Annotated in this window: 30 protein-coding genes and 1 pseudogene; 27 read left to right on the top strand and 4 right to left on the bottom strand. The window is 50.9% G+C overall.

The annotated features are described in order from the left end of the window. Window positions 1–20: 20 nt before the first annotated feature. The 6 genes from MKQ70_RS15950 (at window position 21) to MKQ70_RS15925 (ending at window position 4577) form a co-directional block, all read left to right on the top strand. Window positions 21–806: a DUF2490 domain-containing protein gene (locus MKQ70_RS15950; RefSeq protein WP_248072446.1), complete on the top strand. Its 786-nt coding sequence runs from the start codon at window positions 21–23 to the stop codon at window positions 804–806. Between the two features lie 116 nt (window positions 807–922). Then, a complete protein-coding gene (locus tag MKQ70_RS15945) occupies window positions 923–1255 on the top strand; it encodes a hypothetical protein (RefSeq protein ID WP_248072445.1) in 333 nt (110 codons plus the stop codon). Between the two features lie 20 nt (window positions 1256–1275). Beyond that, a complete protein-coding gene (locus MKQ70_RS15940; protein WP_248072444.1) occupies window positions 1276–2400 on the top strand; it encodes a TlpA family protein disulfide reductase in 1125 nt (374 codons plus the stop codon). 436 nt (window positions 2401–2836) lie between these two features. After that, window positions 2837–3436, top strand: coding sequence for a TetR/AcrR family transcriptional regulator (locus tag MKQ70_RS15935; RefSeq protein WP_248072443.1), 600 nt, complete (start codon window positions 2837–2839; stop codon window positions 3434–3436). A 23-nt stretch (window positions 3437–3459) separates the two neighbouring features. After that, window positions 3460–4041 carry an MFS transporter gene (locus tag MKQ70_RS15930; RefSeq protein WP_248072442.1) on the top strand — a complete coding sequence of 194 codons (582 nt, stop codon included), beginning with the start codon at window positions 3460–3462 and terminating at the stop codon, window positions 4039–4041. A gap of 2 nt (window positions 4042–4043) precedes the next feature. Beyond that, window positions 4044–4577 (top strand): MFS transporter, encoded by a 534-nt coding sequence (locus MKQ70_RS15925; RefSeq protein WP_248072441.1) that lies wholly within the window; start codon window positions 4044–4046, stop codon window positions 4575–4577. A 390-nt stretch (window positions 4578–4967) separates the two neighbouring features. Here the strand turns inward: MKQ70_RS15925 and MKQ70_RS15920 are convergent, their stop codons facing one another. Both MKQ70_RS15920 and MKQ70_RS15915 read right to left on the bottom strand, forming a co-directional pair. After that, entirely contained in the window at window positions 4968–5210 is a 243-nt protein-coding gene (locus tag MKQ70_RS15920; protein WP_248072440.1) for a cysteine-rich CWC family protein, read from the bottom strand. Continuing rightward, complete coding sequence (locus MKQ70_RS15915; protein WP_248072439.1) at window positions 5211–5654, bottom strand: PAS domain-containing protein; 444 nt, start codon at window positions 5652–5654, stop codon at window positions 5211–5213. It lies immediately after the preceding gene. 195 nt (window positions 5655–5849) lie between these two features. On the opposite strand from MKQ70_RS15915, the gene MKQ70_RS15910 reads away from it, so the two are divergent. The 6 genes and pseudogenes from MKQ70_RS15910 to MKQ70_RS15885 all read left to right on the top strand — a co-directional run bounded on the left by MKQ70_RS15910 (window position 5850) and on the right by MKQ70_RS15885 (window position 10635). Further along, window positions 5850–7115, top strand: a complete 1266-nt coding sequence (locus MKQ70_RS15910) for a TonB-dependent receptor (protein ID WP_248072438.1) — start codon at window positions 5850–5852, stop codon at window positions 7113–7115. A 204-nt stretch (window positions 7116–7319) separates the two neighbouring features. Next, window positions 7320–8681 (top strand): annotated as a pseudogene (locus MKQ70_RS15905) (outer membrane beta-barrel protein); the annotation flags it as partial. Window positions 8682–8751: 70 nt separating this feature from the next. Next, window positions 8752–9312, top strand: coding sequence for an RNA polymerase sigma factor (locus MKQ70_RS15900; RefSeq protein WP_248072436.1), 561 nt, complete (start codon window positions 8752–8754; stop codon window positions 9310–9312). Between the two features lie 51 nt (window positions 9313–9363). Further along, window positions 9364–9717 (top strand): hypothetical protein, encoded by a 354-nt coding sequence (locus tag MKQ70_RS15895; protein WP_248072435.1) that lies wholly within the window; start codon window positions 9364–9366, stop codon window positions 9715–9717. Between the two features lie 234 nt (window positions 9718–9951). Continuing rightward, window positions 9952–10221 carry a hypothetical protein gene (locus MKQ70_RS15890; RefSeq protein ID WP_248072434.1) on the top strand — a complete coding sequence of 90 codons (270 nt, stop codon included), beginning with the start codon at window positions 9952–9954 and terminating at the stop codon, window positions 10219–10221. Between the two features lie 39 nt (window positions 10222–10260). Beyond that, window positions 10261–10635 (top strand): DUF4890 domain-containing protein, encoded by a 375-nt coding sequence (locus MKQ70_RS15885; protein WP_248072433.1) that lies wholly within the window; start codon window positions 10261–10263, stop codon window positions 10633–10635. 330 nt (window positions 10636–10965) lie between these two features. Here MKQ70_RS15885 and MKQ70_RS15880 read toward each other — a convergent pair whose 3' ends face one another. Both MKQ70_RS15880 and MKQ70_RS15875 read right to left on the bottom strand, forming a co-directional pair. Continuing rightward, on the bottom strand, window positions 10966–11310 hold the full coding sequence (locus MKQ70_RS15880) for a hypothetical protein (RefSeq protein WP_248072432.1): 345 nt from the start codon (window positions 11308–11310) through the stop codon (window positions 10966–10968). A 228-nt stretch (window positions 11311–11538) separates the two neighbouring features. Beyond that, window positions 11539–12108: an RNA polymerase sigma factor gene (locus tag MKQ70_RS15875; RefSeq protein WP_248072431.1), complete on the bottom strand. Its 570-nt coding sequence runs from the start codon at window positions 12106–12108 to the stop codon at window positions 11539–11541. A 423-nt stretch (window positions 12109–12531) separates the two neighbouring features. On the opposite strand from MKQ70_RS15875, the gene MKQ70_RS15870 reads away from it, so the two are divergent. From MKQ70_RS15870 to MKQ70_RS15800, 15 genes are all read left to right on the top strand, one after another. Beyond that, complete coding sequence (locus MKQ70_RS15870) at window positions 12532–13362, top strand: FecR family protein (RefSeq protein ID WP_248072430.1); 831 nt, start codon at window positions 12532–12534, stop codon at window positions 13360–13362. A gap of 24 nt (window positions 13363–13386) precedes the next feature. After that, window positions 13387–14511: a TonB-dependent receptor plug domain-containing protein gene (locus tag MKQ70_RS15865; protein ID WP_248072429.1), complete on the top strand. Its 1125-nt coding sequence runs from the start codon at window positions 13387–13389 to the stop codon at window positions 14509–14511. Then, window positions 14451–15848, top strand: coding sequence for a SusC/RagA family TonB-linked outer membrane protein (locus MKQ70_RS15860; protein WP_248072428.1), 1398 nt, complete (start codon window positions 14451–14453; stop codon window positions 15846–15848). Before MKQ70_RS15865 ends, MKQ70_RS15860 begins: the two co-directional genes overlap by 61 nt. Next, complete coding sequence (locus MKQ70_RS15855) at window positions 15824–16612, top strand: SusC/RagA family TonB-linked outer membrane protein (protein WP_248072427.1); 789 nt, start codon at window positions 15824–15826, stop codon at window positions 16610–16612. The genes MKQ70_RS15860 and MKQ70_RS15855 overlap by 25 nt, the downstream gene beginning before the upstream one ends. Window positions 16613–16812: 200 nt before the next feature. Beyond that, complete coding sequence (locus tag MKQ70_RS15850) at window positions 16813–18126, top strand: RagB/SusD family nutrient uptake outer membrane protein (protein ID WP_248072426.1); 1314 nt, start codon at window positions 16813–16815, stop codon at window positions 18124–18126. Then, entirely contained in the window at window positions 18126–18578 is a 453-nt protein-coding gene (locus MKQ70_RS15845; protein ID WP_248072425.1) for a hypothetical protein, read from the top strand. The genes MKQ70_RS15850 and MKQ70_RS15845 overlap by 1 nt, the downstream gene beginning before the upstream one ends. A gap of 32 nt (window positions 18579–18610) precedes the next feature. After that, on the top strand, window positions 18611–19840 hold the full coding sequence (locus tag MKQ70_RS15840) for an SGBP N-terminal domain-containing protein (protein ID WP_248072424.1): 1230 nt from the start codon (window positions 18611–18613) through the stop codon (window positions 19838–19840). 64 nt (window positions 19841–19904) lie between these two features. Then, on the top strand, window positions 19905–20336 hold the full coding sequence (locus tag MKQ70_RS15835; protein ID WP_248072423.1) for a hypothetical protein: 432 nt from the start codon (window positions 19905–19907) through the stop codon (window positions 20334–20336). Between the two features lie 295 nt (window positions 20337–20631). Beyond that, complete coding sequence (locus MKQ70_RS15830) at window positions 20632–21153, top strand: PLDc N-terminal domain-containing protein (RefSeq protein ID WP_248072422.1); 522 nt, start codon at window positions 20632–20634, stop codon at window positions 21151–21153. After that, window positions 21147–22118, top strand: a complete 972-nt coding sequence (gene cls, locus MKQ70_RS15825) for a cardiolipin synthase (RefSeq protein WP_248072421.1) — start codon at window positions 21147–21149, stop codon at window positions 22116–22118. Before MKQ70_RS15830 ends, cls begins: the two co-directional genes overlap by 7 nt. 99 nt (window positions 22119–22217) lie before the next feature. Further along, the gene (locus MKQ70_RS15820; RefSeq protein WP_248072420.1) at window positions 22218–22754 is read left to right on the top strand and encodes a TetR/AcrR family transcriptional regulator; all 537 of its coding nucleotides are present in this window, start codon (window positions 22218–22220) and stop codon (window positions 22752–22754) included. A gap of 121 nt (window positions 22755–22875) precedes the next feature. Beyond that, entirely contained in the window at window positions 22876–24138 is a 1263-nt protein-coding gene (locus MKQ70_RS15815; protein ID WP_248072419.1) for a TolC family protein, read from the top strand. Between the two features lies 1 nt (window position 24139). Next, window positions 24140–25036, top strand: coding sequence for an HlyD family secretion protein (locus tag MKQ70_RS15810; protein ID WP_248072418.1), 897 nt, complete (start codon window positions 24140–24142; stop codon window positions 25034–25036). Between the two features lie 5 nt (window positions 25037–25041). Beyond that, a complete protein-coding gene (locus MKQ70_RS15805) occupies window positions 25042–25953 on the top strand; it encodes an ABC transporter ATP-binding protein (RefSeq protein ID WP_248072417.1) in 912 nt (303 codons plus the stop codon). Between the two features lies 1 nt (window position 25954). Beyond that, window positions 25955–26695 carry an ABC transporter ATP-binding protein gene (locus MKQ70_RS15800; protein WP_248072416.1) on the top strand — a complete coding sequence of 247 codons (741 nt, stop codon included), beginning with the start codon at window positions 25955–25957 and terminating at the stop codon, window positions 26693–26695.

Raw genomic sequence — 26695 nt, 5'->3', positions numbered from 1 at the left:
GGCCATAATCAAAGCAGCGCATGAAGAAAATATTATCCGGATTTAAGTACGCCATCGCGTCGTTGTGCGCGATGTTCGCCGCTGAAGAAGCGGAAGCACAGAACAGGCTCACGACGCATAACACGATCGGCTGGTACAACATGTTCCACACGGTGAAACTGAATGAAAAATGGGCCGTATTAGGAGAATATCAATGGCGTCGTACGCATACGATTACCAACTGGCAGCAAAGCCTGCTGCGCGTGGGGTTGCAGCGTAATATCACCAAAGATATCAGCGTGCTAGCTGGTTACGGCTGGATCGAAACCTTTCCCTATGGTGATTATCCGCCTGCTGCGGCGCAACCTTTTCCGGAGCATCGTATTTATGAACAACTTGTGATCAATGATGTGCATGGTCGCGTGGCATTTAACCACCGTTTCCGTTACGAGCAGCGCTGGCTGGGGCTTTTGGACGCTGCCGTGCCTGCTGATGAAAAGCGCGAGATCGCCGACTGGCAGTTCCTGCAAAGGGTGCGTTACCAGTTCCGGACACAGGTGGCGCTGAATAAGCCAACCATGGGCGACAATACACTGTACGCCAGCCTTTACGATGAGCTGTTCATCGGCTTCGGCGGGCAGATCCTTAACAATGTTTTCGATCAGAACCGCGTTGGTATCCTGGCTGGTTACCGCTTTTCCAAACGCTTCAGCGTGGAAGGTGGTTACCTGAACCAGATCGTGCAGCAGCCAAGGCCCGTGAATGGCGCGGCGGTGTACCAGCGCAACAATGGCCTGATCATCAATACAATATTCAACTGGAATTAAATGCAACGGCCGGTGTATCTACAACACCGGCCTTTTTATCCCACCTTTTCCCCGCTTCGTCACTTTTACCGGCTCCTCTTTTTTCACCAGGTATACTTGCATTAAAATGTTACCTGATGAAGATTTATTCGTTGTTGTTATTGATCCTTTCCAGTTACCTGCCGTCGAATGGGCAACTCCGGTTTACCGGCAAAGTATTCGCCGATAATACCGACAGTGTTGCGGTAAATCCGGGCTGGATGGGATGGTTTCAACCCGCCGTTTCCACTTTCGCGCCCCTTAAAAAAGATAGTACTTTCTCTTTTGAGCTGCCCGGCACCCAACCGAAGTTGATGCGTTTCCGTTATAGCGATGCCCGCTCGCACTGGATCATGCTGGTGCCTGGCAAACCGCTGCATGTGGCATATCGTCCCGGCAAGCCCCCGTTTACTCCGGTTCCGGGGCCATAGCGAACCAGTGGCTGCTGGAGATGGAAGGTTATCCCGGGTTCGAAACGAAGTTTGCCGGACTGCCCGATACGGTGGATGTGCAAAAGCTGCAGGCGGTCGTGAAGATGGTGGATAGCGTGGAACAACACGTAGCCACGGTAATGCAGGCTGCTAAAATGTCGACCCTGGAAAAGAATATGTTGCAGGCCCAGCTTCATTTTCACTACGCACGCCGGCTGCACGAACTCCGTTACGAATTCCGCAACACCTGGGGGAACCCTTTGTGGGAGGCTTTTGAGGATAGTCTTGTCGTTCGTAATCGCCTGCCTTCCGTGGAAGAAGTGGGATGGAGTCCCGAAGCGGCGGGGTACCTGGCTGCTTACGCGGACTGGCAGTTTGGTTTGGTAAAACGGATGTATGTAAAGGACAGGAAGGCTGCGGAGCGAATCATCCTGGAAGATATCGGCGCGCCGATTGATTCTCTGCGCTCGATGGAGCAGTTGTACGGAGATGCCTATATCGCCGCTATATATCTCCGTAAACATATGCCGGCCCCGCAACACGAGCGCCTGTTGGCCAACGCCGTGATCTTTCACAGCAATGCCCGTGAAGCCATAGAGGCAGCGGGTTATAGCCAGTTGCTTACCAACTATTACCCCAACGGTAAAACGCGGTCGGAAGTATTGCCCTATCTGCAGCGGCTCAAAGAAGAAACGAAACAAGGCATTGCCAATAAAGCTATCCGGGTGGCGGACAACGGCAAATCTGTTGAAAATCTCGCGCAGTTGCTGGCGCCTTATCGCGGTAAACTGGTGTACCGGGATATCTGGGGCACCTGGTGCGGCGCATGCATGCAGGAAATGCAGTATTCACACGCCCTGAAAAAGCAAATGGCCGGGGAGGATGTGGTGTTTCTTTACGTGAGCAACGACGATGACAAGCTGGACGGTAAGTGGCGCAATTATATTTACACCAACAACATTACCGGGGTGCACCTGCGCATGGACAAAAACATCGAACGCATCTGGCAGGTACTGGTACCCGGCAACACCCGCCGTTATCCGGGTCATTTCCTGTTCGACCGCGAGGGGAACCGTATTCCGCAGGAACCGGTGAGTCCGGCACAAACGGTGGAGTTGCGGAAGCAGTTGCGCAGCCTCCTCTAGTCCGACGCCGATCGCCGCTTTTGTTGTCATGAAGGCGGCGATTTTCTTTACATGCTCTGTCACAGCCGACATGTTGTTTTCCCGCTTCATCTCCCGTGTATCCTTCGGCCATGTTTTAGACATCCTAGGTTAACCCTTCGCTTATCCTTCGTTGATAATAGGTTCAATATAGGTACATGAACCTATCTTGAACCTACCTTGAACCTAGGATGAACCTAGGATGAACCTAGGATGATGCTATCTTCTTCGAAAGGTGTTACGTCCGGAAACAGGTTTACACCCAGGTTAGTAATCCGGATTAAGGTTTACACTTACAAGGTGCACGTACAAACAGCCCCCTCCGAAGGCCATTTTGTTCACCATCAGCTTAAAAAGACATTAAAATCCTCCCATTTTATATATAAATGAACGTTCGTTCACTTATCTTTGTGCTCCTATGAGGCTAAGAGACGAACAGAAGCAGGCCATTGTGCACCAGGCGGCGCTCAAGATGATCGTGGAAGACGGTCTGGATGGGCTCAGCATGCAAAAACTGGCCAAAGCCGCGGGTATTTCACCAGCTACGATCTACATTTATTACAAGGATCGTGACGACCTTATCCTCCAGGTTTGCGCCACTGAAGGGCGTAAAATGGAAGCCGCGACGCTCGAAGGTTTCTCACCGGAAATGAGCCTGCGGGAGGGGTTAAAAGTCCAATGGCAGAACCGTAGCCGGTACTGCCTGGAAAACCCGCTGGGCATGCAGTTCCTGGAACAGATCCGTCACTCGCCGTACCAGGCCAGGGCCGCCAAACAGGTGACTTCACGCTTCGTGGAGGAGCTCACGGACTTTGTGCGTATTAACCGTGAACGCGGAGAGATGGTCGATGGGGTGTCTACCGAGGTGTTCTGGGCTATTGCCTATGCGCCTTTGTACTCCCTCATCAAGTTTCACCTGCAGGGGCGCGGCCTGGCCGGGATGGACCGCCCCTTTCAGCTGACCGAAGAAAAACTGGACGAAGCCCTGGCGCTCACCGTCAAAGCCCTCACCCCTTAATCAATTATATATCTTTCAAACTAATGGAACAGACGACTACGGAAATCAAACAACGCATTTTTTCCCCGTACCAGGTGTTTATTATCACCATACTGGCCTTTCTCCAGTTCACCGTGGTGCTTGACTTTATGGTGATGTCGCCGCTGGGTACCATCCTGATGGACAAAACCGTGCTCGATCTTAGCCCGCAGCACTTCAGCTGGGTGGTGTCGGCGTATGCGATCAGCGCGGGTATCTCCGGTTTTTTATCCGCCAGCTTTGCCGACAAGTTCGATCGTAAAAAGCTGCTGCTGGTTTTCTATGGCGGCTTTGTACTAGGCACACTGTTTTGCGGCCTGGCGCCCACGTTCGGATACATCCTGGCGGCGCGTATCGTCACCGGTGTTTTTGGTGGCGTGTTATCGTCCATTTCCTTCGCCATCATCACGGATTTGTTTCCTATGCAGGTGCGCGGCCGGGTGATGGGCTTTGTGCAAATGGCTTTTTCTGTCAGCCAGATCATGGGGCTGCCCATCGGCTTGTGGCTGGCCACGAAGTTTAACTGGCATGCGCCTTTCTTAATGATCGTGGGGTATGTATTCCCATCGGTATCGTTATCGCTTTAAAAATGAAGCCTGTAAACGCGCATTTGCAGATACATCAGGGAGATGATCATCGTCCTTTACAGCATTTATTGAATACGGTACGCCGTCCCGCTTATACAAGGGCTTTTACGGCCACGATTCTGATGGCAACCGGTGGCTTTATGCTCATGCCGTTCGGCAGCGACTTCACTGCCCATAACCTGGGGATTGCGGTAGACAGGCAGCCGATGATTTACATGGTGGTGGGGCTCGTTACGCTGGTAGGCGGCCCGTTGATTGGCAGACTTAGCGATAAGGTGGGTAAGTTCAATGTGTTTACGGCAGGCTCGCTGTTGGCGCTGGTCGTGGTGCTGATCTATACCCACCTGGGTATCAGCCCCATCTGGCTGGTGATGATCGTAAACGTGTGCATGATGCTCGGCGTGTCGTCCCGCATGATTTCCGGTTCGGCATTAATGACGGCGGTGCCGGATATGAAGGACAGGGGAGCGTTTATGGCAGTCAACTCGGCGGTACAGCAGATGTCTGGCGGCGTGGCGGCCCTCATTGGGGGCTGATCGTGATCAAACAGCCATCGGGCTACCTTGACCGGTTCGATATGTTGGGCTACGTGATTGCCGGAAGTATGTTAGTGATGATTCCTTTAATGTATATAATTCACAAATATGTTGTTAATAAATTGCCTGAGCAGCAAAAAATGTCAGCATAGTAAATATTTTAATGTGAGTTGAAATATTACGTTAATGTTTGACAATCAGTTTATAATACAGTTTTAGGTATCAAATTGTAGATATTTAAATATTTATTTTGCTTGTAAATGCTGGATGTTTTCAGCATATTTGCACCAGAATAGTTAACGACAAAGCAAATTTTTGTTAGTAAGTATATTCTTTTAAATCCCCCATCCCGGCTTTGCTAAGGGTGGGGGTGCTAGTTTTAGCAGGTTTCTATCGCGATTTAATAAAGGAAAGCAGGCGCGAAAGTTTTTCCCGTCGGGGTTTATTGCGGAAGTCGCCCTGTATTTCGAGCAGGCATTGACGGCACAGGCATTCCGTATAGGCATTAGCGATATGTTCCCGCATATCGGCCGTTAATTCAATTCCATTACACTGGCACTGCAGGATGTTTCCCACTTTACATTCGAAAGGCGCTTGGCATCGCTGGCAGTATTTCGTTTCGTGACAGGCCATCTATATCGCTTTTAAGAAGATAATATAATTTACCAGTTCGCCTTGCCGGTTAAACACCGGTCGGCTCTCTAACCGCGTCTGGAAAGGGCGGCCGGTCTGCGAATGCGCCACAAATGCCGTTTCGAAAGGTTGCTTCGCGATAATCGCTTTGCCCATCATTTCAATCAGCACCGTACTGCTGTCCGGGTTGCGGAAGCTTTTCAGTTGTTGATGTAGCACTTGTTCCGCATTATAGCCCGTTATTTCCCAGAGGTTGCTGCTGATAAACAGTATTTTCCGCTTCGGGTCGGTTACCACGATCAGTTTGTTTTGCTCCAGCAGCAGCTGCGCGTAATCCCACGTTTGCTGCCAGTGCTGCTCTTCCGCCATCTTTTCCAGCTGCTGCACGTCGGTGCCCAGCCGCAGGTTTCGGTGATAGTACGAAAGGAAGATGTCCCAGCTCATAAGCGGGGCATTGTATCGCTGGTTGGGTTGTCTGGACGATGTTTTCATATAAAAAGGCCTCCCTGCAATATACGCAATGCGCCCGGACTATAATTTGCTCATACCAGTAACATATATGTCTAAAAATAAATATCGGACGGCGCGAAGGTTTTTAAAAAGAGTGGCGTCCAATAAAGTATGTACTCAATAAATTTTATGCGGCAGATTACGGCGATCATCGTTTTTGTGTTACTATCAGTCGGCGCACAGGCGCAGGACCTGGTACTGAAAGGTACGTTCAGGAATAAGAATGGCGAGGCCCCGGTGCGGGGTGCAACGGTGCGGATTACTTCCCCACAGGATACTACTTACAAGTTTAACGCGGTGACCGATAAAGACGGCAACTTCGAGATCAGGGGGATGAAGCCCCAGTTGATCATGTTAACGGCTACGTCTATCGGGTTTAGTGAATATACAAAGGCATTTATGCTGGAGCCGGCTTCTGCTGATATGGGCGTTCAGTACATGATAGAAGGTGCGCGGGATCTTAAAACGGTAACCGTAAAAGGGCAGGTGCCACCCGTGCAACAAAAAGGCGATACCGCACAATACAACGCATCGGCTTTTAAAACTAATCCCGATGCCACGGGCGAAGACCTGGTAACGAAAATGCCGGGTATCACAGTGGAGAATGGTACGGTAAAAGCACAGGGCGAAAACGTGCGCAAGGTATTGCTGGATGGCAAGGAGTATTTCGGTGAAGATGCGACACTTGCCCTCCGCAACCTGCCTGCCGAGGTAATCAGCAAAATTGAGGTGTTCGACAAAATGAGCGACCAGGCACAGTTTACGGGCTTCGATGACGGTAACTCGTATAAAACCATCAACATCGTGACCAATGGCAACGTGCGCGCTTCACAGTTCGGTAAGTTATATGCCGGGTATGGTACAGACGAGCGTTACAGTGCCGGCGGCAACGTAAACATCTTTAACGGCGACCGCAGGATTTCGATTATCGGCATGGCCAACAACATCAACCAGCAAAACTTTTCCATGCAGGATATTCTCGGTGTAACCGGTGGCGGTGGTGGATTTGGTGGCCGCGGCGGTGGTGGTGGCCGTGGTGGACGCGGTGGCGGTGGTGGCGGCTTCGGTGGCTGGGGCGGGGGTAACTCCGGTAACTTCATGGTCGGTAATGCCAGCGGTAACAATAAAACCAACTCCTTCGGTATTAACTTCACCGATAACTGGGGTAAAAAATTGCAGGTAACGGGCAGCTATTTCTTCAATAATAGTATTAATGAGAACCGGACGAGCACCGACCGGCAAACGATCCTGAGTGCAGATACATCTACTTATTATAAAGAAACGGCACAAAGCAACAGTAAAAACTACAACCACCGTATCAACCTGCGGCTGGAGTATAAAATTGACTCGTTCAATACCCTGTTCATTACGCCGAACATCAGCTTCCGAGGATAACACCAGCAGCAGTTTAACCGAAGGCTCGCTGGGGTATGACCCGGTAAAGGCGTATTCGCTTACCTATAACAACCGGACCAACGAAAACAAAGGATTCAACTTCAATAACAATATTTTGTACAGGCACGCTTTCGCGAAACGCGGACGCACCATTACCCTGGGGTTACTACCGGCGTAAACAAACGCACCGGCGAAACTTACCAGCAGGTATATACCACCAATGTTGCCAACAACGTGGCGCAGCCTTCAGATTCCAGCGACCGCCATACGCTCCCCAACAGCGATGGTTACCAGTTATCGGCTAACTTGTCGTACACCGAACCAATAGGGCAGAAAAGCCAGTTGCAGATCAGTTATAACCCTTCGTATTCTAAAACAAACGCCGATCAAAAGGCTTACTTGTTCGATGATGTAGAGAATAAATACTCCCAGTTTGACACAACATTGTCCAACGTATATTCCAATACTTATATGACCCAGAACGGCGGTATAACCTACCGTTTCGGCGACCGTGATAAAATGTTGTCCGTGGGTACCGATTACCAGTATTCTGAACTGAACGGCGACCAGACGTTCCCGATGACTACCCGGACCCGGAAGAGCTTTACGAACGTGTTGCCCAACGCCATGATGCGCTGGAAATTCGACGACCGCAACAGCATCCGGTTATTCTATCGTGCGCGTACCACACAGCCGTCGATTACGCAGCTGCAGGGCGTGTACAATGTCAGTAACCCGTTGTTCTGGACAACCGGTAACCCCGACCTGAACCAGCAGTACTCACACACCCTCAATACCCGCTATAACTTCGCGAACACATCGAACGGCTCCAGCTTCGTAGCCAACCTGTTTTTCCAGAAAACGCAGGACTACGTAGCCAATGCTACTTATGTAGTGCGCGGCGCCGATTCGCTGGTGGTGAGCAACGATACACTCAAACGCGGTTCGCAGTTAACCAAACCCGTGAACCTGGATGGTTACTGGAGCGTGAACGGTTTCCTGAACTACGGTATCCTCGTGAAAGCGATCAAAACCAATGTGAACCTGAACGGTGGCATCAGCTATTCGCGCGTACCGGGCATCATTAACCAGGTAACCAGCCTGACCGATAACTTCAATTACAATGGCGGCGTGGTATTGTCCAGCAACGTAAGCGAGTATATTGACTTCACTGTATCGTACAACGCAAACTATAACGTGGTGAAAAATACGGTGCAGCCTTCTCAGAACTATAACTATTTCTCCCACGTAGCCGGCGCACGCCTGAACCTGCTCAGCAAAAACGGCTGGTTCCTGAACACCGATATCAATAACCAGTTTTATAGCGGTCTGGCCGACGGTTACAACCAGTCGTACTGGCTCTGGAACGCAGGTGTGGGTAAGAAATTCCTGAAAGAGCAGAAAGGAGAGCTGCGCCTGAGCGTGTTTGACCTGCTGAACCAGAACAGGAGCATCAGCCGTACGGTGGACGGCAACGTCATCGAAGACGTCAGCACCATGGTATTACGCCAGTATTTTATGCTTACATTTACTTACAAGCTGAAAAATTTCGGCAAAAGATCATAATTGCTAGGAGGCCGTTTCCGTTATTATAACGGGGCGGCCGCACTGCAGTAGAAAAGTTCAACTTCACCCTTTGGCCGGCCTTATCGACAACCTGAAGCAGGGCGACGCGTCTGCTTTTTCAAATATGGTGAACACCTGTAAAGACATGGTGTACAATACGGCTATTGGTATACTGCAACAGGCAGAAGATGCAGAAGATGTGACCCAGGAAGTTTTTATACAGGCTTACGAATCGATGTCGTCGTTTAAAGGGGAATCCAGTGTCAGCACCTGGTTGTACCGTATTACTGTTACCAAATCGCTGGACCACCTGCGCCGCAAAACCCGCAAGAAGCGCTGGGCGAAAATTACCAGTCTGTTCGGGTTGCAGGATGCGCCGGTGCCAGAACCCGCTGACTTTGAGCATCCCGGTGTAACATTGGCCAACAAGGAGCGTTCTACGCTGTTATTTCGCGCCGTGGCGCGTTTGCCCGAAAACCAGAAAGCCGTTTTTGTGCTGCATAAGCTGGAAGGCTTGCCTGCAAAAGAAATTGCGGCCGTAATGGACATCAGCCTGGCTTCCGTGGAGGGGCTGATGCATCGTGCCAAAGCGAATTTGAGGGAGCAGCTGGAAAAATATTATAAAAGTTGAAAAAGTTGCGGAGGTTTTTCCCCGGATTGTCGTCTAATAAATATGTACCGTATGAGAAAGAGCCATGACATAGAGAAGGAGATTGATGCCGTACTGAACAGTATGGATGGAAGTGGGCGGGCTACGCCCGGCGATTTTTTCTATACCCGTCTGCAGGCGCGTATGCAACAGGAGCAGCCTTCGGCGATAGAACGCCTGGCTGGTTTTATTGCCCGTCCCGCAGTAGCCATTACCGGTATTGCGGTAATACTGCTGATCAATGCAGTCACACTGCTGAAACAGTGGAATCCGGCGCCCGCCCGGCAGGAGCAGGTAGCTTTGCAGGCCTTTGCCGACGAGTATAACCTGAGTGTGGTAACTTTTTATGATGATGAAAAACATTGCCCTGATGACGATGCCAACTAAGAGCAGGATACTCGGCATTCTGGTAGTCATCCTGCTGATCACGAACGTAGCTATGCTTGTTTTCTTTGTTTTCCTGAAACCGCCGCAGCCGCAGCGTTCGGGTAAACCCAGGGGCGGTGGGTACGATGTAGCCATCATCCTGGAGAAAGAAGTAGGTTTTAACAAGGAGCAGATGGAAACGTATAACCATTTACGGGAGCAGCACTGGGACCGGATGAAACCGTTTTTACAGAGATGCGCGCGGCGAAAGACAGCTTTTACCAGCAATTGTACCGCGATGCGGTGCCCGATTCGGTAGTAAGCAGTTATGGCGATTCGATCGCACTGAAACAGAAGTCGATCGACATGCAGGTGTTCCGCCACTTTCAGCAGGTGCGGGGGCTTTGTACGGACGAGCAGCGTCCACGCTTCGATTCGCTCGTGAACCAGGTGATCCGGAAAATGAGCGGCCCTTACCGCCGCGACCGGGGAGAAAAACAAGACAGTATCAAAAACAAATCATAAACCCGTAACTCGAATCATTCATTTAAACAATCAAAGAAGATGAAAAACAAAATCATCATGATGTTCATGGGCCTGCTGCTTGCCGGTTCCTTTACTGCCAGCGCACAAGGCCCGGGCGGCCAGCGCCGCACTGCCGAAGAGCGCACTAAAATGCAGCTGGACCGCATGAAAGAGCAACTGACCCTTTCGGCTGAGCAGGTAACCAAACTGGATACTATCCTGTTGAACAACAACAAAGAAATGGACAAAGTATTCCAGAGCGGCCAGCGTCCCGATCGCGAAACCATGCAGAAAAACAGGGAAGCGCTGAACGAGAAAATCAAAGGTGTACTCACCGAAGAGCAGTACAAAAAATACCAGGAAGAGCAGGCGAAAATGAGAGAACGTCGTGGCCAGGGCGGCGGTGGTAACTAATCCACTTTTGCATACCAAATTGTTTAGGCTGTCTCCTTTCGGGACAGCCTTTTTGTATTCGGGAGAGCGCATCCGTATAAAGAAAATTACGTAAGTTTGTTATAACAAAATGGAAATTTTATGGAAGGAAATAACAGCCCTTTAATGAAAGAAATCCGTGCAAATCCAAGGTTGCTGTCCATATTCATGAAGTACGTACGTGCCGATGAAGCCGACAAGAAACGCTTCGAATTTGTACGCTACCGAATACCGGCAGGCTCGATATCATCGATCGCCGTCCGCGTCGTTGATATAACAAATGGATAACCATATTATCCTATATTGACTTTCCTAGTCTGAAAAATGAACCTCTTTTTTGCTTAAAGCACGCCGAAACTTCATCCCCATTATCTTAGGAATCTGGCCGTGATAATAAGGCCCGTCAATAAACTTCAGGGCACTCAGGTTTTGCCATGTCCATGCCTTTGTAATGTCTTCCTCATCTTCGCCTAAGCCCGGACCTCCTGTTACGTTGGGATTTCCCAACAAACGATCAATTTCATCGCTCAATGCCTTAGAGGGATTAAAAATAAGGTGTACCTCCAGTATTGTCGAATCCTTACGGCTTATCTCGTAGGCGGCGGTTATTGCAGGATATGTTTTTAACAAGGTATCGTTGCCATCGGTGGTTTCCAATAGGGAAGTTGTATCACTAGGCATATGCAGTGCACGCGTATCCCGGTTTTCCGGTACTGCGTAAACAGCATGTCCGGTAGTGAACCTATTACCGATGAGATGTTGAATAAGTGTAAAGCTATCGCTGATATTTTTCGCTGTGCGAGGGCAGGGGCGTGGCAAACGAACATAAACACGACCATTGCGTAAAGGAGGCGCATTAGTGTATGAATTTGTTATTTAATATACTTACTTAGTTAGATAGCTTATTAACAGCAGCAGGGTCTGCATCGCCGGGATCAACAATTCCTTTACTTTTTGCACCCCGATCGCCTTTTGCTTTTTTACCGTAAGTGGCGATAAATCAAGATAATCTGCAATTTCTGCATTGGATAAACCTTCAAAATAAGCCATTTCGAAGATGACCCGGCACTTTTCGGGGAGCTTTTGGGAGGCGCTGCGTACGAAGTGAAGCATTTCATCCTTGCCGTCGGTTTCCTCATGCTGATGGGCATCGGGGTCAATATCCACGCCTACCCGTTCCCGTTTCATTTTGCGCATATAGTCGAGCGCGGTATTGCGCACCGTCTGGTACAAGTAGGCGGCAGGGTTAGCCACGTTCTTCAGTGACTCGCGTTTCTCCCAGATTTTGATAAAGGCTTCCTGTACCAGTTGGGAAGAGAGGTCCTGGTCTTCCGCAATTTTGGCGCATAACACGACCATCTTTACAAAATGTGTTTTGTAAAAATGCTCAAAATCGGTGATGTTCCCCCAGGGGAAGCCCCGCTTCGGGTCGATATGTGCTGCAAAATCGTCCATTCCTGGAATGGGTAAGGGAATTTTAAACGTTCCGGCCCTCTATCATTCGTGTTATTACCTGATAAGCTGCAAACTATTCATTTAAAGCCAAACCTGACCGAAAGATACTCGCAATTAAGGAGTTTTCATAGCTGGATAAGATGTATGTGCATTAAATGTGGATGAAATGATGGTTTGTGGGATGACATATTTTTTTTTGGGCCCTTTTACTCCTTTTTGCCGTTTCGTGCGTCATACCCTAAAATAAACGATAAAAATGAACGGCGCATTTTCAGAGCAACACCCTATATGGCATGAGTGGCTTGACCTTTACCTCCGCGGGGAGGCAGATGAAGTCACTTTGGCCAGCTTAAAAGCTGGGTAGCTGCGTCTTCTGAAAACGAACGTTTATTCTCCGCTTTTCTCAAAACCTATAAGGCGGACGTGCCAGCCTGGGCCGCAACCATCGATACGGATAAACATTGGGCGCAGTTTACTGCCCGTGTAGCCGCTTCCGGCAAAACTGCAGTGATGGAAACGGGTAAGGGCAAAGTTCGTTCTCTGCGATTAGCCATTGCAGGGGCTGCAGCAGCAGCGGCCGCCGTATTTGCTGTATTTTATTGGTCTGGTAAAGAGGAATACCAGACTTATGAAGCCTTCGCCGAGCCTCTCTCCGTTGTGTTACCCGATAGTTCTACCGCCCTTCTCAACCGCAATAGTAAACTCCGTTTCCTGCCGGGATTTGGCAAGGATCACCGGAGTGTGGAGCAGCAGGGGCAGGTGTTTTACCAGGTAGCGCCCAATCCCAAGGTGTCATTTAAGGTAAAAACTTCTCATTCCGTTGTTAAAGTGCTGGGCACCAGTTTTGACCTCAAAGCGTACGCAGAAGATGGTACGGAGCAGCTGGCCGTGTTAACCGGAGCCGTAAGTTACGAGCCCGCGGGTAATGCGGCCGGCGCTAAAATTGTAAAGGCCGGCCAGAGCGCCACCGTTCATGGTAATGTGGTAGCAATGGACGCCCGCCTCCGGGAAAAACAGTTGTACTGGAACGGCAACCTGTACTTCGAGGAAACAAAACTCGAAGAAATCGTACGGGCGCTGGAAACCTATTACAAAGTAGAAATCCGGTTGCAGCATGCCAACATGGGCGCCGCGAGCTTTACGGGAACGTTTGACCGTGAGCCGCTGGAAGATGTGCTGGAAGTGATCTGCTACTCCTTAAATATGAAGTTTACAAAGTCAGGCCATCAACAATATACCATTCAACCTAAGTAATAGCTGTAATTAATCGTTTCGTAAATGAAGAAAATGCTACTCATCGTCCTGCTGTTAGTGGGCGTGCAGTTAGCCGGGTCTGTCCAGGCCCAGGACCCTGTACCCATGACACAACAGGACGCGGTAAAGCTAAGCGATTTATTATCGGCCCTCGAAAAGAGGTTCCAGGTGAAGTTTGCCTACAGTCCCGATGTGCTGCCGCTGAATAAGCTGGTAGCCCTCAAGGCGAAAGGTGATAAACTGGCGCCCATTCTGGACGAGTTGTCGAAAACGCTTGGCATTACCTATGTCGTCAACGGCAAGCGGGTAGTGTTCGCCAAAGCGGAAGTGAAAAAGGCCGGAACGGTGAGCGGCACAGTCACTTCCGACATCGACGGCACCCCGTTGGAAGGGGTAACCGTATCGGCGTTGGGACAATCCCGCCATACGGTTACCGACCCCGCCGGAAAGTATGCATTGGAAACAAACGGCGACGTTACAGAACTGGCTTTCAGTTTTATGGGGATGCAGACAAAACGGGTAGCCATTACCGGCCGCGTGATGAACGTATCCATGGAGCAGGACCTGCGATTGCTCGAAGGTGTAGTGGTGAGTGGCTACGGCCTGAGCGAGCGCCGCGAGAACCAGATCGGTAGTGCAGTGGTGGTAACAGCCGCGCAACTGGAGCGCAAGCCGCTGGACCGGGTAGACAGGGTGCTGGAAGGCCTGGTGCCAGGACTGCAATATGAGGTGCAGGCCGACGACCAGAGTAGTCCCCGCCCAAGGTACAGCACGCGAATACGCGGACAGGCCTCGTTCCTGGCTTCCAACGAACCCCTGTGGATCATTGACGGGGTGCCCATTTATACCGGGAATGCGACGAACGCTATCATCGGTGTTAATGTAAGCATCAGCCCCCTTTCCTATATTAATCCGAATGACATTCAAAGCATTACCGTACTGAAAGATGCTGCCGCCACCACGATTTACGGCGCTAACGGCGCCAATGGAGTAATTCTCCTGAACACTAAAAAGGGGCTGGCGTCAAAAGATAAAATCACTTATAACTTTCGTACCGGCATCAATACGATTACCGATACAAAGTTCCGGTGCTCACCGGAGATGAATATCGTGAGCTCGCCGCTGAAGCATATGCCAATGCAGGACTGAACCCGGCCGATTATCCATTTCCCCTTATGAAGGACACCGCAAACACCGACTGGTACGACAAATTTTTTCGTAACGGGCTTACGATGTTGCATGACCTCTCGTTTTCCGGCGGCAACGAGCGGACGCGGTACTTCATCTCCGGTGCTTATTTTAAAGAAAAGAAAACGATGATAGCGAACGACAATGAGCGATTGTCGATACGCATGAACCTCGATCAGCGCATCAACAAAAGGTTATCGCTGGCCTTTAAGATGGGAGGGTCGTATAACCGGAATAACCTGTTTTTGCCGCAGTCGGATTATTATACGAACCGGCCGAACATAAATCCGTATAACGCCGATGGCAGTTATGCCCTGTACGACTCTGTAACCGGCTACCGCTTTTTGAACCGGCTGGCCTATGCGGCGCAGAACGACTTCAACCAGCGCACCTTTGCGGTAAACGGCAACGTGAGCGCCACGCTGAAGCTGATCGACGGACTGGAGTTCACGACCACCAATGGGCTGGACTTCTTCAACATCCGGGAAGATGAGTATGAGTCGCGCAAGAACTGGTCGGGGATGGATATAGATGGTAAACCGGTAGGGTACGCCCGCCGTGCGCAAACGAACTACCTGCGCTGGATCTCCATCAACCGGCTGAATTATGCGAAGCAATTCGGCGCGCACCTCGTGGAAGCGCTGATTGGTTCGGAAGCAATGGACGGCCGCCGGAACTCCCTGTATGCCTTCGGATCTAACTTCGCGAACGACGACATCCGCGAAATATCCTTTGCACCGGAAGAAACCCAACGTGCCGGCAGTAGCGTGGAAGAGGAAAGCGCGTTATCGGGCTTTAGCCGTGTGAGTTATACGTACGATAAACGCTTCGCCGCCCTGTTTAACCTTCGCCGCGACGGCAACTCCCGCTTCGGCAAGGATGTAGCCTGGGGTACGTTTGCCTCCGCGGGCGTAGCCTGGACGGTAAGCAACGAAGCCTGGTGGAAGAGCAAGACCATCGACTTCGTAAAAGTAAAGGCGAGTTATGGCACGAATGGTAACTCCCGGGTAGGCAATTATGCCTCCAAAGGGCTGTACAGCTTCGATGAGGAATATTCGTATAACGGGCAACCCGGCGCGGTGATGACCACCGGCGAGAACCCGGCCTTTAGCTGGGAAACCACGCGGATGTTTAATACCGGCATCAACCTTAGCATCCTCAAAAGAATTTCGGTGGAGCTGGAAGGATACCGTAACACCACTTCACGGTTGATCGATAACGTAGACGTATCACGCACCACGGGGAGACGAAGATTAACCAGAATATGGGCAGCGTGCGCAATACCGGGGTGGAACTGACATTGATTACGAACAACCTGGATTCAAAAGACTTCCAGTGGGTAACGAATTTTAACATTGCCCACAACAGGAACCGCATCATATCATTATATAATAACAACGACAAAGTATTAGGAACGGAAACCATCAGGCGTGTTGGCGAGGATGCCAACACGCTTTACCTTGTACGCTGGGCGGGCGTGGACCCGCGTGACGGTTCGCCCATGTGGTATGATCTGCGGGGCAACATCACCAAAGTTTTTGACCTTAATAACCGCGTAGCGGTCGGCTCTACCAATCCCGATTTCTTTGGCGGTATTACCAACACCGTAAGCTATCGCCAGTTTTCGCTTTCTGCCCTCGTTTATTATTCCGTAGGTGGATATGGCTTCAGCGGCCTTCGGCGTAACTCGGAAAGCGACGGGCTGTATATCTTCGATAAAAACCAATCGCGCAACCAGCTGGACCGATGGCGGGAGGAGGGAGACCTGGCGTTATCGCCGAAGCTGATGTATGGCATCAGCAGCTCTTCCAGCCGCAACTCCACCCGGTTTGTGCATAAAAAGACCAACCTGCGGTTGCAGAATGTGAGTTTGAATTACCGCCTGCCGGAAAAAATCGCCGGCAAACTGCGGTTACAAAACTTCAGCGCCTATTTGCAGGCCGATAACGTGGGATTCTGGACGCCTTACCAGTCGCGGAAAGACAGGAACACCTACAAAAATTCATTTTCACCCTATCCCCTGGAAAGGGTGATTTCTTTTGGGCTGGTAGCGGGAATTTGATTTCCCATGGAAAAGATGTTATCTTTTAAGAGATAACTGGTATTTAAAGCGACCTATGAGCAGCAGATATATGCAGATTTTACGACACACCGGCCTGCTGGCAGCCATATGCTGCCTGTTAGAGCCTGTGGTAAAGGGTTCCTGGAAAAGGACCCGGTTGGAAGGATCAGCAAGGACCGGTATTTAAAGATATGGATGGCGTGCGTGCGGCTATGAACGGCACTTACAACCGCATGGCCTTTTACTATACCGGCGAATTTATGATGTATCCCGATATTGCGGGAGACGACGTCAACCTGAATACTACCGGCGGTAGCGGCGATGCTGGCCTTGCGCTGTACCCCGAACACAACTTCCAGAGTCTGCCCGAAAGCGAGGACCTCGCGGTAGGCCATATCTGGCTGCATGTATTTGCGGCCATGAATAACGCTAATAACATCATTAACAGTATTGCCGGCTTAAAGGCCAGCTACCCCGACCGCCGCGGAGAGCTGGACTCGCTGTACGGCCAGTCCCCGGTATTGCGCGCCCTTTGTCACTTTGACCTCAGCCGCGCCTACGCCCAACACTATACCTTTACCGCCGACGCCTCGCACTGGGGCGTGCCCGTGTTGCTGAAAACACCCAGTCCCGGTGAGCTGATACCGCGCAAAACCATGAAGCAGACCTACGACCAGGTGATCAAAGACCTCGAAGACGCGGTATTCCTCCTGAAGCAGCACCCCGGCCGCAGCAGTTTCGCTGCCAGCCATGTGGCCGCATGGGGTTTGCTTTCCCGTGTGTATCTTTATAAAGAAGATTGGGATAAATCCATTTTATATGCAGACAGCGTGATTAACTTTGGCGGCTACACGCTGACGCCCGCTAATGCATATGCAGATATGTTCATGTCCGGGACGCCCGGCCGTGAAGTAATATTCCAGCTATACGCCCGAAAAGGCGCTGCGCAGAGCATCGTGGGGTCGCTTTCGGCCATTTACTCCAGCAACTCGTTCCAGGCTTACGCGGCGAACCAGTTGTACGAGTTGTACGATGCGGATGATATCCGGAAAAAGATGTTCCGCACCGCGGCTTCCGGCAAACACTATACACTGAAGTATGCACGGATGGACGGCGCCAACTTCGACTGGCCGATGGACCCAAAAGTGTGCCGCCTGTCCGAAGTGTACCTGAACCGCGCCGAAGCGTTGTGGCACAAAGGCCGGTATGCCGATGCCGCGAAGGACCTGCAATTGATTTCACAGCGGTCGCACCCGGAGAATATGATCACGATCGCATTCAACGATGCAGCTGACCTGTTTGCGCAGATAAGCGCGGAGCGCCGCCGCGAATTGTGCTTTGAAGGGCACCGCCTGTTCGACATCTCCCGCCGCAAGCAGAAGCTGCAACGTGGCGACGATTGCAACGCGGTGAGATGCAGCCTGACTTATCCGAACGCAAGGTTCATATTGCCCATTCCCCGCAAGGAACTGGATGCCAATAAAGCCATGCAGCCAAATCCAGAAATTAACTGATGAAGATATTTACGAAGATGATACCGGTAATGTTGATAGTGGCCGCCTGTAACAAGGAGGAAACAAAACCTTACGATCATCCATTTTTTCACATCCACGTGCAGAACCAGGACACGGTGTATGTGCGCTACAATCGCCGCGATACCGTCAATTACAATGTGTATTACAGCGGTAAACTGCAGTTCGAACCGATTACCGTGAAGTACAGCGTAACACCCGGCAACGGTTTACAGGCAGGCAGAGATTATGAACTGATCAACACTACCGACACCTTAAACTTCGTACAGGGCATGTTTGAACGCCCGGTACGCATTGCCTGGAAGGAAAGTCCGCTCGACGCAACCAAAAACAATAACCTGACGATAACGATCATCAGCAATTCAAAAAACTATACCATTGGATTACCGGGGCCGGATAAATTGCAGCGCAGCCTGGTGATCATTAAGAATTAAATGGAGAAATGAAGCCTATACTGTTGGTTATAATGTTAATAGTGCTATTCCTGGCCACCATGCTCATGGGGTGCAGGGATCAGCGTGACCTGACGTATACCCGCGACTTCAAATCATTTACCCTCTCTGCCGCCCGCAATAACGGTCTTTCATCAGATATTCAGGGTATTATCGGCGATACATCGATCATGCTCACCGTGCCCAACGCAGTAGATCAATCTAAATTAGTGCCCGCCTTTGAAATGCTGAACCCGCGGACCATTATCAAAATAAATGGTGTGGTGCAGGAAAGCGGTGTATCAGTTGTGGACTTTACCGAACCCGTGAAATATACGGTGATGGCAGAGAACCGCAGTATCAAAACCTGGACGGTGAGCGTGGAGAAGAAGGCCGCTATCACGAAATTCGGTTTCTATGAAAATGAGAACCCGGGTGTATTGTTCAAAGACTACCGGGCCGTGATCACCGGTGTCAACATCCACATCTATGTACCTAAAGAAACTGACCTTACTCAACTGACGCCCCGCTTCGAGTATAGTGGCGGAGGGGGCGTAAAGGTGAATGGTGTGGTGCAGGAGAGCGGCAAAAATGCACACGATTTTACGCAGCCGGTGGCTTACGAAGTGCTGGAATCCGGCGCCACCAGTGGCGAACAGTTTATTGTAAAGGTGCATTTCCTCACTGATCCTGTGTGGACGAAAATAGGCGAGAACATTATTGGTTCCCGGACAGACGGCATCGTCATTGGCGTAAACCCGGTTACCGATAAACCGCTGATCGGCTACCAACGTGATGGTTCAGAGGGCGGAGTGGTGATAGACGGGGCGGAAGAGAAAGTGGCTGTTATTAGTTACACCGGTACCGGTTGGGAGTTTTACGGCAATGCCAAAGGCTTTTCAGAAGATAAAGCAGAAGACCTTACCACGGCGTTTGATGATACAGGTGTGCCTTACGCAAGTTTCAAAGACTTTACGAACAGCGAGCAGCGCGCCACGGTAATGAAATATGTGAACGGGGCATGGGCGCTTGTGGGGCAGGCGCGCTTTTCCGTACCACGACCAGATTATTTAAGTATGACAATAGGATCGGGTAATATTCCGTTTATTACCATGAGTGCCCGCGGTGGCGTGGTGGTAGCCGAGCGTGGATTATATCCCATGCGTTTTGACGGCACTGCCGGAATGCCGCCAACCCGCCTGCCGGTATTACCTGCGGCTTCACACAAATGGCTAACCGCAATGGTAAAGTGTATGTGGCTGTGATGGAAAGGACAGGGGGCTCAGCAAACCTTCCGTATACACCTGGGATAACGCCGCCTGGCGGACAGTGGGAAATGCACAGTTCAGCGCCACAGGGGCGAACGGGTTCCTTAAAGTGGAACTGGCCGTGGACCGTGCGGGAGAACTGTATATCGCTTACCAGGAAGCCGCGGCAGTCGGACGTTTGAATCATGTTATGCATTACACGGGCACTACCTGGGAAGTGTTGGGCAACTCCGTGAACGTAGCCGGCGAACGCGATAACTTCAACCTCGCGGTACACCCGAACGGAAAGCTGTACCTCGCTTATTCCGATGGCAATGCGCTGTTCGTGAAAACGTTTAATAAACAACTCAATAACTGGGATGCGCCGGTGCGGGTGATCAATACAAGAGTGAGTGAGTTTGATATACAGGTGGCCGGCGACGGCATAGTATATCTCGCCGCGTGCATCTATACAACAGAAAAAACGGAAGTCTGGAAAATGGACATCCCTTAATATAGAATAGCTGTGGCGGCAACACTGCCTCCACCGCTATTCTAACACACCGGCGAAAGCCGGATGGCAGGAAAGGAACATTGATAACTGGAGAACGGACATGTATATGCATCTTTATGCGTTATACCTACAGTAGTGAATGTTGGTGAATACACCTGATTTTTACTGACACAGGGTATATATATCCTGTACTGCAGCCTAACCTTGATTACCCTTTCTGGTTTAAAAACTCCGTGCCGGCGTAACTGCCGGCATTTGCCATTTAATGGCTACTTTTATCGCCTAAAGCGTTTGCATGTTTAACGAGATATGGGCTTTCATCAAACTACACTGGGAAGCCATCGGCCTTACTATCCTGTATTTCTTCACCGCCATGGCCGCCTACAAGGCGCTCATGGAAACCCGTTCTTCCGGCAAAACACTTGCTTATCTTTTACTCCTTTTCTTTTTACCGGGCGTAGGTTTGATTGTATACATGACCGTAGGCGTGAACCGCCGCATCAACCGCATCTATGGCCGCAAGTGGCTTAGTAATGTTAGATTGTCGCAGCGTTTGCAGGAATACCTGCAGCAGGAATCGCGCACGGTGTTGCTCGAACATGCCGACCTGGTGAGGAATAAACATGGCATCGCCCGCCTGCTATTCCGCGATACATTATCGCCCGTTACAGACAACAATTATGCGGAGCTGTTGCTTAACGGCGAACAGAAGTTTCCGCGCCTGCTGGAAGCACTGAAGCTGGCTACTGATCATATTCACCTGAGTATTACATTTTTGAAGAAGATACCATCGGCCGCGAAATCATGGAAGTGTTGAAGCAGAAGGCCCTGGCGGGTGTAGCGGTTCGTTTCATCTATGATGATTTCGGCAGCAGTGACATTAACCGCCGTTTCCTGAAAGAGATGCGCGCGGCTGGCGTGCAGGTTTATCCATTTTACCGGGTGCGTTTCCTGGCTAACCGGCTCAATTACCGCAATCACCGCAAGATCGTGGTCATCGATGGGCATACCGGTTTTATCGGCGGAATAAATGTGGCAGATAAATATATTAACGATACGCGGTACAATCCCACGAAAAAATCGGCCATGTACTGGCGCGACACGCACCTGATGATCAAAGGTCATGCGGTGCATACACTGCAGTTCATTTTTATGTCGGACTGGAACTTCTGTGCAGATACAGATTTACCCATCACTCATACCTTTTTTCCCGACTGCGGACAGCCCGATGATTCGCTGGTACAGATAGCCGCAAGTGGCCCGGATTCTAACCGCTCCGCTATTATGCTGTCGTACCTGGCGGCAATTAACCAGGCGGAACGTTCGGTATATATCACCACGCCCTACTTCATTCCCAATGATTCCATCTTCGATGCCCTGCGACAGGCTGCCCTTTCCGGTAAAGATGTACGCTTATTGCTGCCCGGCGATAAGACCGACAGTCGCCTCGTTTCCATGGCAAGCGAATCCTATTTCGAAGACCTGCTCAGTTGCGGTGTTCGTATTTTTCGCTACCAGAAAGGATTTGTGCATGCCAAAACGATGGTGGTCGATGATAACCTTACCGTAGTGGGCACTGCCAATATGGACATTCGTAGCTTCGACTTCAATTTCGAGGTGAATGCGTTTGTATATAGCACCAGTGTAAACCACCAGCTTACACAGTCGTTTTTGCAGGACCAGGCGCATAGTGCGGAGGTGGATTTAACGCCCTGGCTGGTGCGCAGCAAATGGCGGAAGGTGTTTGAGGCACTGGTAAGGTTGGTGTCGCCGTTGTTATAGTTCTTTACTCCATCTCCCGTATAAAAAATATTTGCCCATCTCACATTTCCGTCCTTACTTTGCATCATTAACCAAATGGTTAAAATAATAGGTTAAACCATGGAATCGCTCAGCAATACTGAAAAACAGATCATCGAGGCTGCTAAAAAGATCTTCTTCCAGAAGGGCCTAAGCGGTGCGCGTATGCAGGATATTGCCGACGAAGCCGGGATTAACAAGGCGTTGCTGCATTACTACTACCGCAGTAAAGACAAACTGTTCGATATGGTATTCGAAGACGCCATGAATGAGATGTTCGTAGACATTAAGGCCAGTCAGCGCAAAGATGTGACGCTGAAAGAGAAAATTACGGTAGTCGTCAACAGTTATATCACCGTGATCGGCCGAAACCCTTATCTGCCGTTGTTCATCCTGCACGAAGTAAACCAGCACCCCGAACGGATGGTGCAGCGGATGACGGGCGGGGCTAATTTCCCGGAAATTAAATCTTTCATAAAAGATATTCAGACAGGCGCGAAAAAAGGCGTTATCCGGAAGGTAGACCCTTTGCAGCTGGTGATCAGTATTATATCCATGAGCATTTTCCCCTTCGTGGCCCGGCCCATGATCCAGGGGAATATTCGGGTTGGACAATAAGCAGTTTGCAAAGTTTATAGAAGAAAGGCGCACGTTTATCGTCGATTTTGTGATGGCGGCTTTGCGGCCGTAGTTTTTTTTGCCCCTGCATTAACCAAATAGTTAAATTAACCAGTTAAAGATGAAGCAATCGTTATGGCTGCTCGTACTCCTGTGTGTCCATTCACTGCACGCACAGGACACCGTGCTCACCCTGGATTTCTGCCAGCAACGGGCGCGCGAGCATTACCCGCTGTTACAGCAAAAGGGTCTCCTGGAAAACATCGCCGCCCTGCAGGTGAAAAATGACCGTACGGCATGGCTGCCGCAGGCAGAACTGAATGCCGCGGCAACCTACCAGTCGCAGGTGACACAAGTGCCCATTTCGCTACCCAATGTAAAAATACCGCAGGTGGCTAAAGATCAGTACCGCGCCACGCTGGACATTAAACAACAGCTGTACGACGGCGGCGCTACCAGCGCCCGGCAGGAATTGCGCACCGCGAACCGGGAGGCCGAGTCGCAGAAGATAGAGGTGGAGTTGTTTAAGCTCAAACAACAGGTAACACAGGTGTACTTCCATGCTTTATTGTGGGACGAGCGCGCCAAAGCTACCGCCGTCATGATCGCCGACCTGCGCCAGCGCCTCGACCGCGCCAAAGCCGGCGTCGCGAACGGTACCACCCTCACCTCGCAGGCCGATCTGCTGGACGCAGAGATATTAAAATCGGAACAACAACTGGCCGAAGCCGCCAACGGCAAAGCCGCAGCCATGCAGGTAATGGCCTTGCTCACGGGCAGTAATATTCCTGAAAATGCAAGCCTGCAAATTCCCGGCAACCGCCAGGCGCAGGGGCTGGATGTGCGACAACGCCCGGAGGTGGCCATGTACAAGTTGCAAACCGACGTACTGTCGCAACAGTCCAAACTGACCGGGCTGGCGAACATGCCGCGCCTCAGCGCCTTTGCGCAGGGCGGTTATGGCCGGCCGGGACTGAACATGCTCGCCGCTGACTTTGATTTCTATTATATGGCGGGCATTCGCCTGAACTGGAATATCTGGAACTGGCGGTATAACAAAACGGAACAGCAAACTATTGCGCTGCAACAACAATCACTGGCCAGGCAATCCGAAACCTTCGTCCTCGGCGCACAAACGCAGCTGCTGCAACAACAGGCAGAGATCCGCAACCTGCAAAGCGCCCTTGAAAAAGATGAGCGCATCGTGGAATTGCGCAGGCGGGTTAAGGAAGTATCCGGCGCACAAGTGGATAATGGGGTGCTGACGATCCATGATTACCTGGCCGACCTGAATGCCGAAACACAGGCGGTGATTAGTCGCAAAACACATGAAATTCAATTGATTTACGCCATCATCAACTATAACATCACTAAAGGACAATAATATGAAACTGCTCATACATACGCTGGCCGCGCTGCTGTTGCTCACCGCCTGCGGCAAAGGCGATCACACGGCCGATGCTTACGGCAACTTTGAGGCTACGGAAATTATTGTATCGGCCGAAGGCACGGGGAGGCTCACGGGATTTGATGTAGAGGAAGGCGCGAAGCTGGCAGAGAATGCAATTGTAGGAAGCATCGATTCTACCCAACTGCATTTAAAGCGCCAGCAGCTTGGCGCTAATATTAAAGCGGTGCTGAGTAAACAACCCGATGTATCGCCGCAGCTGGAAGTGATCCGCCAGCAGATCGCCACGCAGGGTAGGGAAAAGCGCCGTATTGAGAATCTGCTGAAAGCCAATGCCGCCACTCCTAAGCAGCTGGACGATATCAACGCGCAGATCCCGGTATTGCAGAAACAGTACGCCTCTTTATCGTCTTCTTTACAAACCCAGATCAGCGGTATCCGTAGTGAAACGAAACCGCTGGAATTGCAGGCAGACCAGGTACGGAATCAACTGGATCAGACGCGGGTGGTAAACCCCGTGAATGGTACGGTGCTCACGAAATACGTGGAAAAGGGAGAGGTGGTGAACTATGGCAAGCCGCTTTACCGCATCGCTAACCTGGACGAGATGATCTTACGCGTGTACATCGGCGCGGAGCAATTGTCTGCCATCAAAAACGGGCAACAGGTGAAAGTGCGTACGGACGCCGCCGGCGGGAAGTACCGCGACTGGACCGGTATAGTGAGCTGGATTGCTTCGGAGGCGGAATTCACCCCGAAGATCATCCAGACCAAAGAGGAGCGTACCCAACTAGTGTACGCCGTGAAAGTAAAAGTGAAAAACGATGGCACGCTAAAAATAGGCATGCCGGGGGAAATCATCCTCGCAAATTAAGCGTTATGCAACCTATCGTCATCAACAGTATTTGTAAGCAGTTCGGCAAGTTGTCTGCATTAAACAATGTGTCGTTTACGGTCGAAGAGGGCGAGTTGTTTGGGCTCATTGGACCTGACGGGGCCGGCAAATCCACACTGTTTCGTATTCTTACCACGTTGCTGCTGGCCGATAAAGGCAGCGCCAGTGTGATGGGACTCGATGTGGTGAAGGATTATAAGAGGATACGCCGGTCGGTCGGTTATATGCCCGGCCGTTTTTCGTTGTACCAGGACCTGAGTGTAGAGGAAAACCTGGCCTTCTTCGCCACCATCTTTAACACAACGGTGGCCGCCAACTATGACCTGGTCCGCGACATCTACGTGCAGATCGAACCTTTTAAAAAGCGCCCTGCCGGTAAGCTTTCCGGCGGGATGAAGCAGAAGCTCGCCCTGTGTTGTGCATTGATCCACAAACCTTCGGTATTGTTCCCGGATGAGCCGACCACCGGCGTAGATCCTGTATCGCGTAAAGAGTTCTGGGAAATGTTGCAGCGCCTGAAGCAGAAGGGGATTACCATTTTGGTATCAACGCCCTATATGGACGAAGCCGTGCTTTGTGACCGCATAGCGCTTATCCAGAAAGGGGCGTTGATGGATATTGATACGCCGCAGGGAATTATACAACGGTTCCGGCAGCCGCTGTGGGCTGTGAGTGCGGATCGCCGTTATGAGCTGATGGAGGATGTAAATAAATACCCGGACACGGCCAGCAGTTATGCCTTTGGCGAGCACCTGCATGTAACGTTGAAAAGCGGGGAAGCGGGAGAGGCGGCATTGAAGCAGCATTTGTCGCGGCACCGGGGCCTGAGCGTGGAACGCACACAGGCGGGTATTGAAGATTGTTTCATGTTCCTTATGCAGGAACAAAATCAATAATATGGAAAAAGCCATCGTTACCAAAGATCTCACTAAAAGATTCGGCGACTTCATCGCCACGGATGCCATTACGTTCGAAGTGGAGCGGGGCGAGATATTTGGCTTCCTCGGTGCGAACGGCGCCGGTAAAACTACGGCCATGCGTATGTTGTGCGGGTTGCTGAAGCCCAGTTCGGGACAGGCCACCGTAGCGGGGTACGACATCTTCACACAAACTGATAGGGTGAAGAAGAACATCGGTTACATGAGCCAGAAGTTTTCTTTATATGAAGACCTTACCGTGCGGGAGAACATCCGGTTTTACGGGGGCATCTATGGACTGGGCCGCCGGCAGATCAAACTAAAAACGGAACAGCTGCTTGAAAAGCTGCAGATCACGCGGGAAGCCGATCAGCTGGTAAGCTCGTTGCCGCTGGGCTGGAAGCAAAAGCTGGCCTTTTCTATCGCCATCCTGCACGATCCGTCGATCGTGTTTCTGGATGAGCCTACCGGTGGTGTAGACCCGATTACACGGCGCCAGTTCTGGGACCTGATTTACGAGGCCGCCCATCAACAAGTAACCGTATTTGTGACCACCCACTACATGGACGAGGCCGAATACTGTGACCGTATTTCGATGATGGTGGATGGCCGGATCAAGGCGCTGGACACGCCGCGCCGCCTGAAAGCACAATTCGGGGCCGACAGCATGAACGGGGTGTTCCTGCAGCTGGCCCGTCAACAAAACATTTCAAACCAGTGA

The sequence above is a fragment of the Chitinophaga sedimenti genome, from assembly GCF_023156195.1.
Classification (GTDB): Bacteria; Bacteroidota; Bacteroidia; order Chitinophagales; family Chitinophagaceae; genus Chitinophaga; species Chitinophaga sedimenti.
Note: the sequence above shows the minus strand (reverse complement) of the source record. Positions and strands in the feature narration are given on the sequence as shown.

Excerpts from the sequence above, each read along its gene's own strand:
- MKQ70_RS15950 (WP_248072446.1), top strand. The coding sequence starts at position 21 with ATGAAGAAAATATTATCCGGATTTAAGTACGCCATCGCGTCGTTGTGC.
- MKQ70_RS15945 (WP_248072445.1), top strand. The coding sequence starts at position 923 with ATGAAGATTTATTCGTTGTTGTTATTGATCCTTTCCAGTTACCTGCCG.
- MKQ70_RS15940 (WP_248072444.1), top strand. The coding sequence starts at position 1,276 with ATGGAAGGTTATCCCGGGTTCGAAACGAAGTTTGCCGGACTGCCCGAT.
- MKQ70_RS15935 (WP_248072443.1), top strand. The coding sequence starts at position 2,837 with ATGAGGCTAAGAGACGAACAGAAGCAGGCCATTGTGCACCAGGCGGCG.
- MKQ70_RS15930 (WP_248072442.1), top strand. The coding sequence starts at position 3,460 with ATGGAACAGACGACTACGGAAATCAAACAACGCATTTTTTCCCCGTAC.
- MKQ70_RS15925 (WP_248072441.1), top strand. The coding sequence starts at position 4,044 with ATGAAGCCTGTAAACGCGCATTTGCAGATACATCAGGGAGATGATCAT.
- MKQ70_RS15920 (WP_248072440.1), bottom strand. The coding sequence starts at position 5,210 with ATGGCCTGTCACGAAACGAAATACTGCCAGCGATGCCAAGCGCCTTTC.
- MKQ70_RS15915 (WP_248072439.1), bottom strand. The coding sequence starts at position 5,654 with ATGAGCTGGGACATCTTCCTTTCGTACTATCACCGAAACCTGCGGCTG.
- MKQ70_RS15910 (WP_248072438.1), top strand. The coding sequence starts at position 5,850 with ATGCGGCAGATTACGGCGATCATCGTTTTTGTGTTACTATCAGTCGGC.
- MKQ70_RS15895 (WP_248072435.1), top strand. The coding sequence starts at position 9,364 with ATGAGAAAGAGCCATGACATAGAGAAGGAGATTGATGCCGTACTGAAC.
- MKQ70_RS15890 (WP_248072434.1), top strand. The coding sequence starts at position 9,952 with ATGCGCGCGGCGAAAGACAGCTTTTACCAGCAATTGTACCGCGATGCG.
- MKQ70_RS15885 (WP_248072433.1), top strand. The coding sequence starts at position 10,261 with ATGAAAAACAAAATCATCATGATGTTCATGGGCCTGCTGCTTGCCGGT.
- MKQ70_RS15875 (WP_248072431.1), bottom strand. The coding sequence starts at position 12,108 with ATGGACGATTTTGCAGCACATATCGACCCGAAGCGGGGCTTCCCCTGG.
- MKQ70_RS15865 (WP_248072429.1), top strand. The coding sequence starts at position 13,387 with ATGAAGAAAATGCTACTCATCGTCCTGCTGTTAGTGGGCGTGCAGTTA.
- MKQ70_RS15845 (WP_248072425.1), top strand. The coding sequence starts at position 18,126 with ATGAAGATATTTACGAAGATGATACCGGTAATGTTGATAGTGGCCGCC.
- MKQ70_RS15840 (WP_248072424.1), top strand. The coding sequence starts at position 18,611 with ATGTTAATAGTGCTATTCCTGGCCACCATGCTCATGGGGTGCAGGGAT.
- MKQ70_RS15830 (WP_248072422.1), top strand. The coding sequence starts at position 20,632 with ATGTTTAACGAGATATGGGCTTTCATCAAACTACACTGGGAAGCCATC.
- MKQ70_RS15820 (WP_248072420.1), top strand. The coding sequence starts at position 22,218 with ATGGAATCGCTCAGCAATACTGAAAAACAGATCATCGAGGCTGCTAAA.
- MKQ70_RS15815 (WP_248072419.1), top strand. The coding sequence starts at position 22,876 with ATGAAGCAATCGTTATGGCTGCTCGTACTCCTGTGTGTCCATTCACTG.
- MKQ70_RS15810 (WP_248072418.1), top strand. The coding sequence starts at position 24,140 with ATGAAACTGCTCATACATACGCTGGCCGCGCTGCTGTTGCTCACCGCC.
- MKQ70_RS15805 (WP_248072417.1), top strand. The coding sequence starts at position 25,042 with ATGCAACCTATCGTCATCAACAGTATTTGTAAGCAGTTCGGCAAGTTG.
- MKQ70_RS15800 (WP_248072416.1), top strand. The coding sequence starts at position 25,955 with ATGGAAAAAGCCATCGTTACCAAAGATCTCACTAAAAGATTCGGCGAC.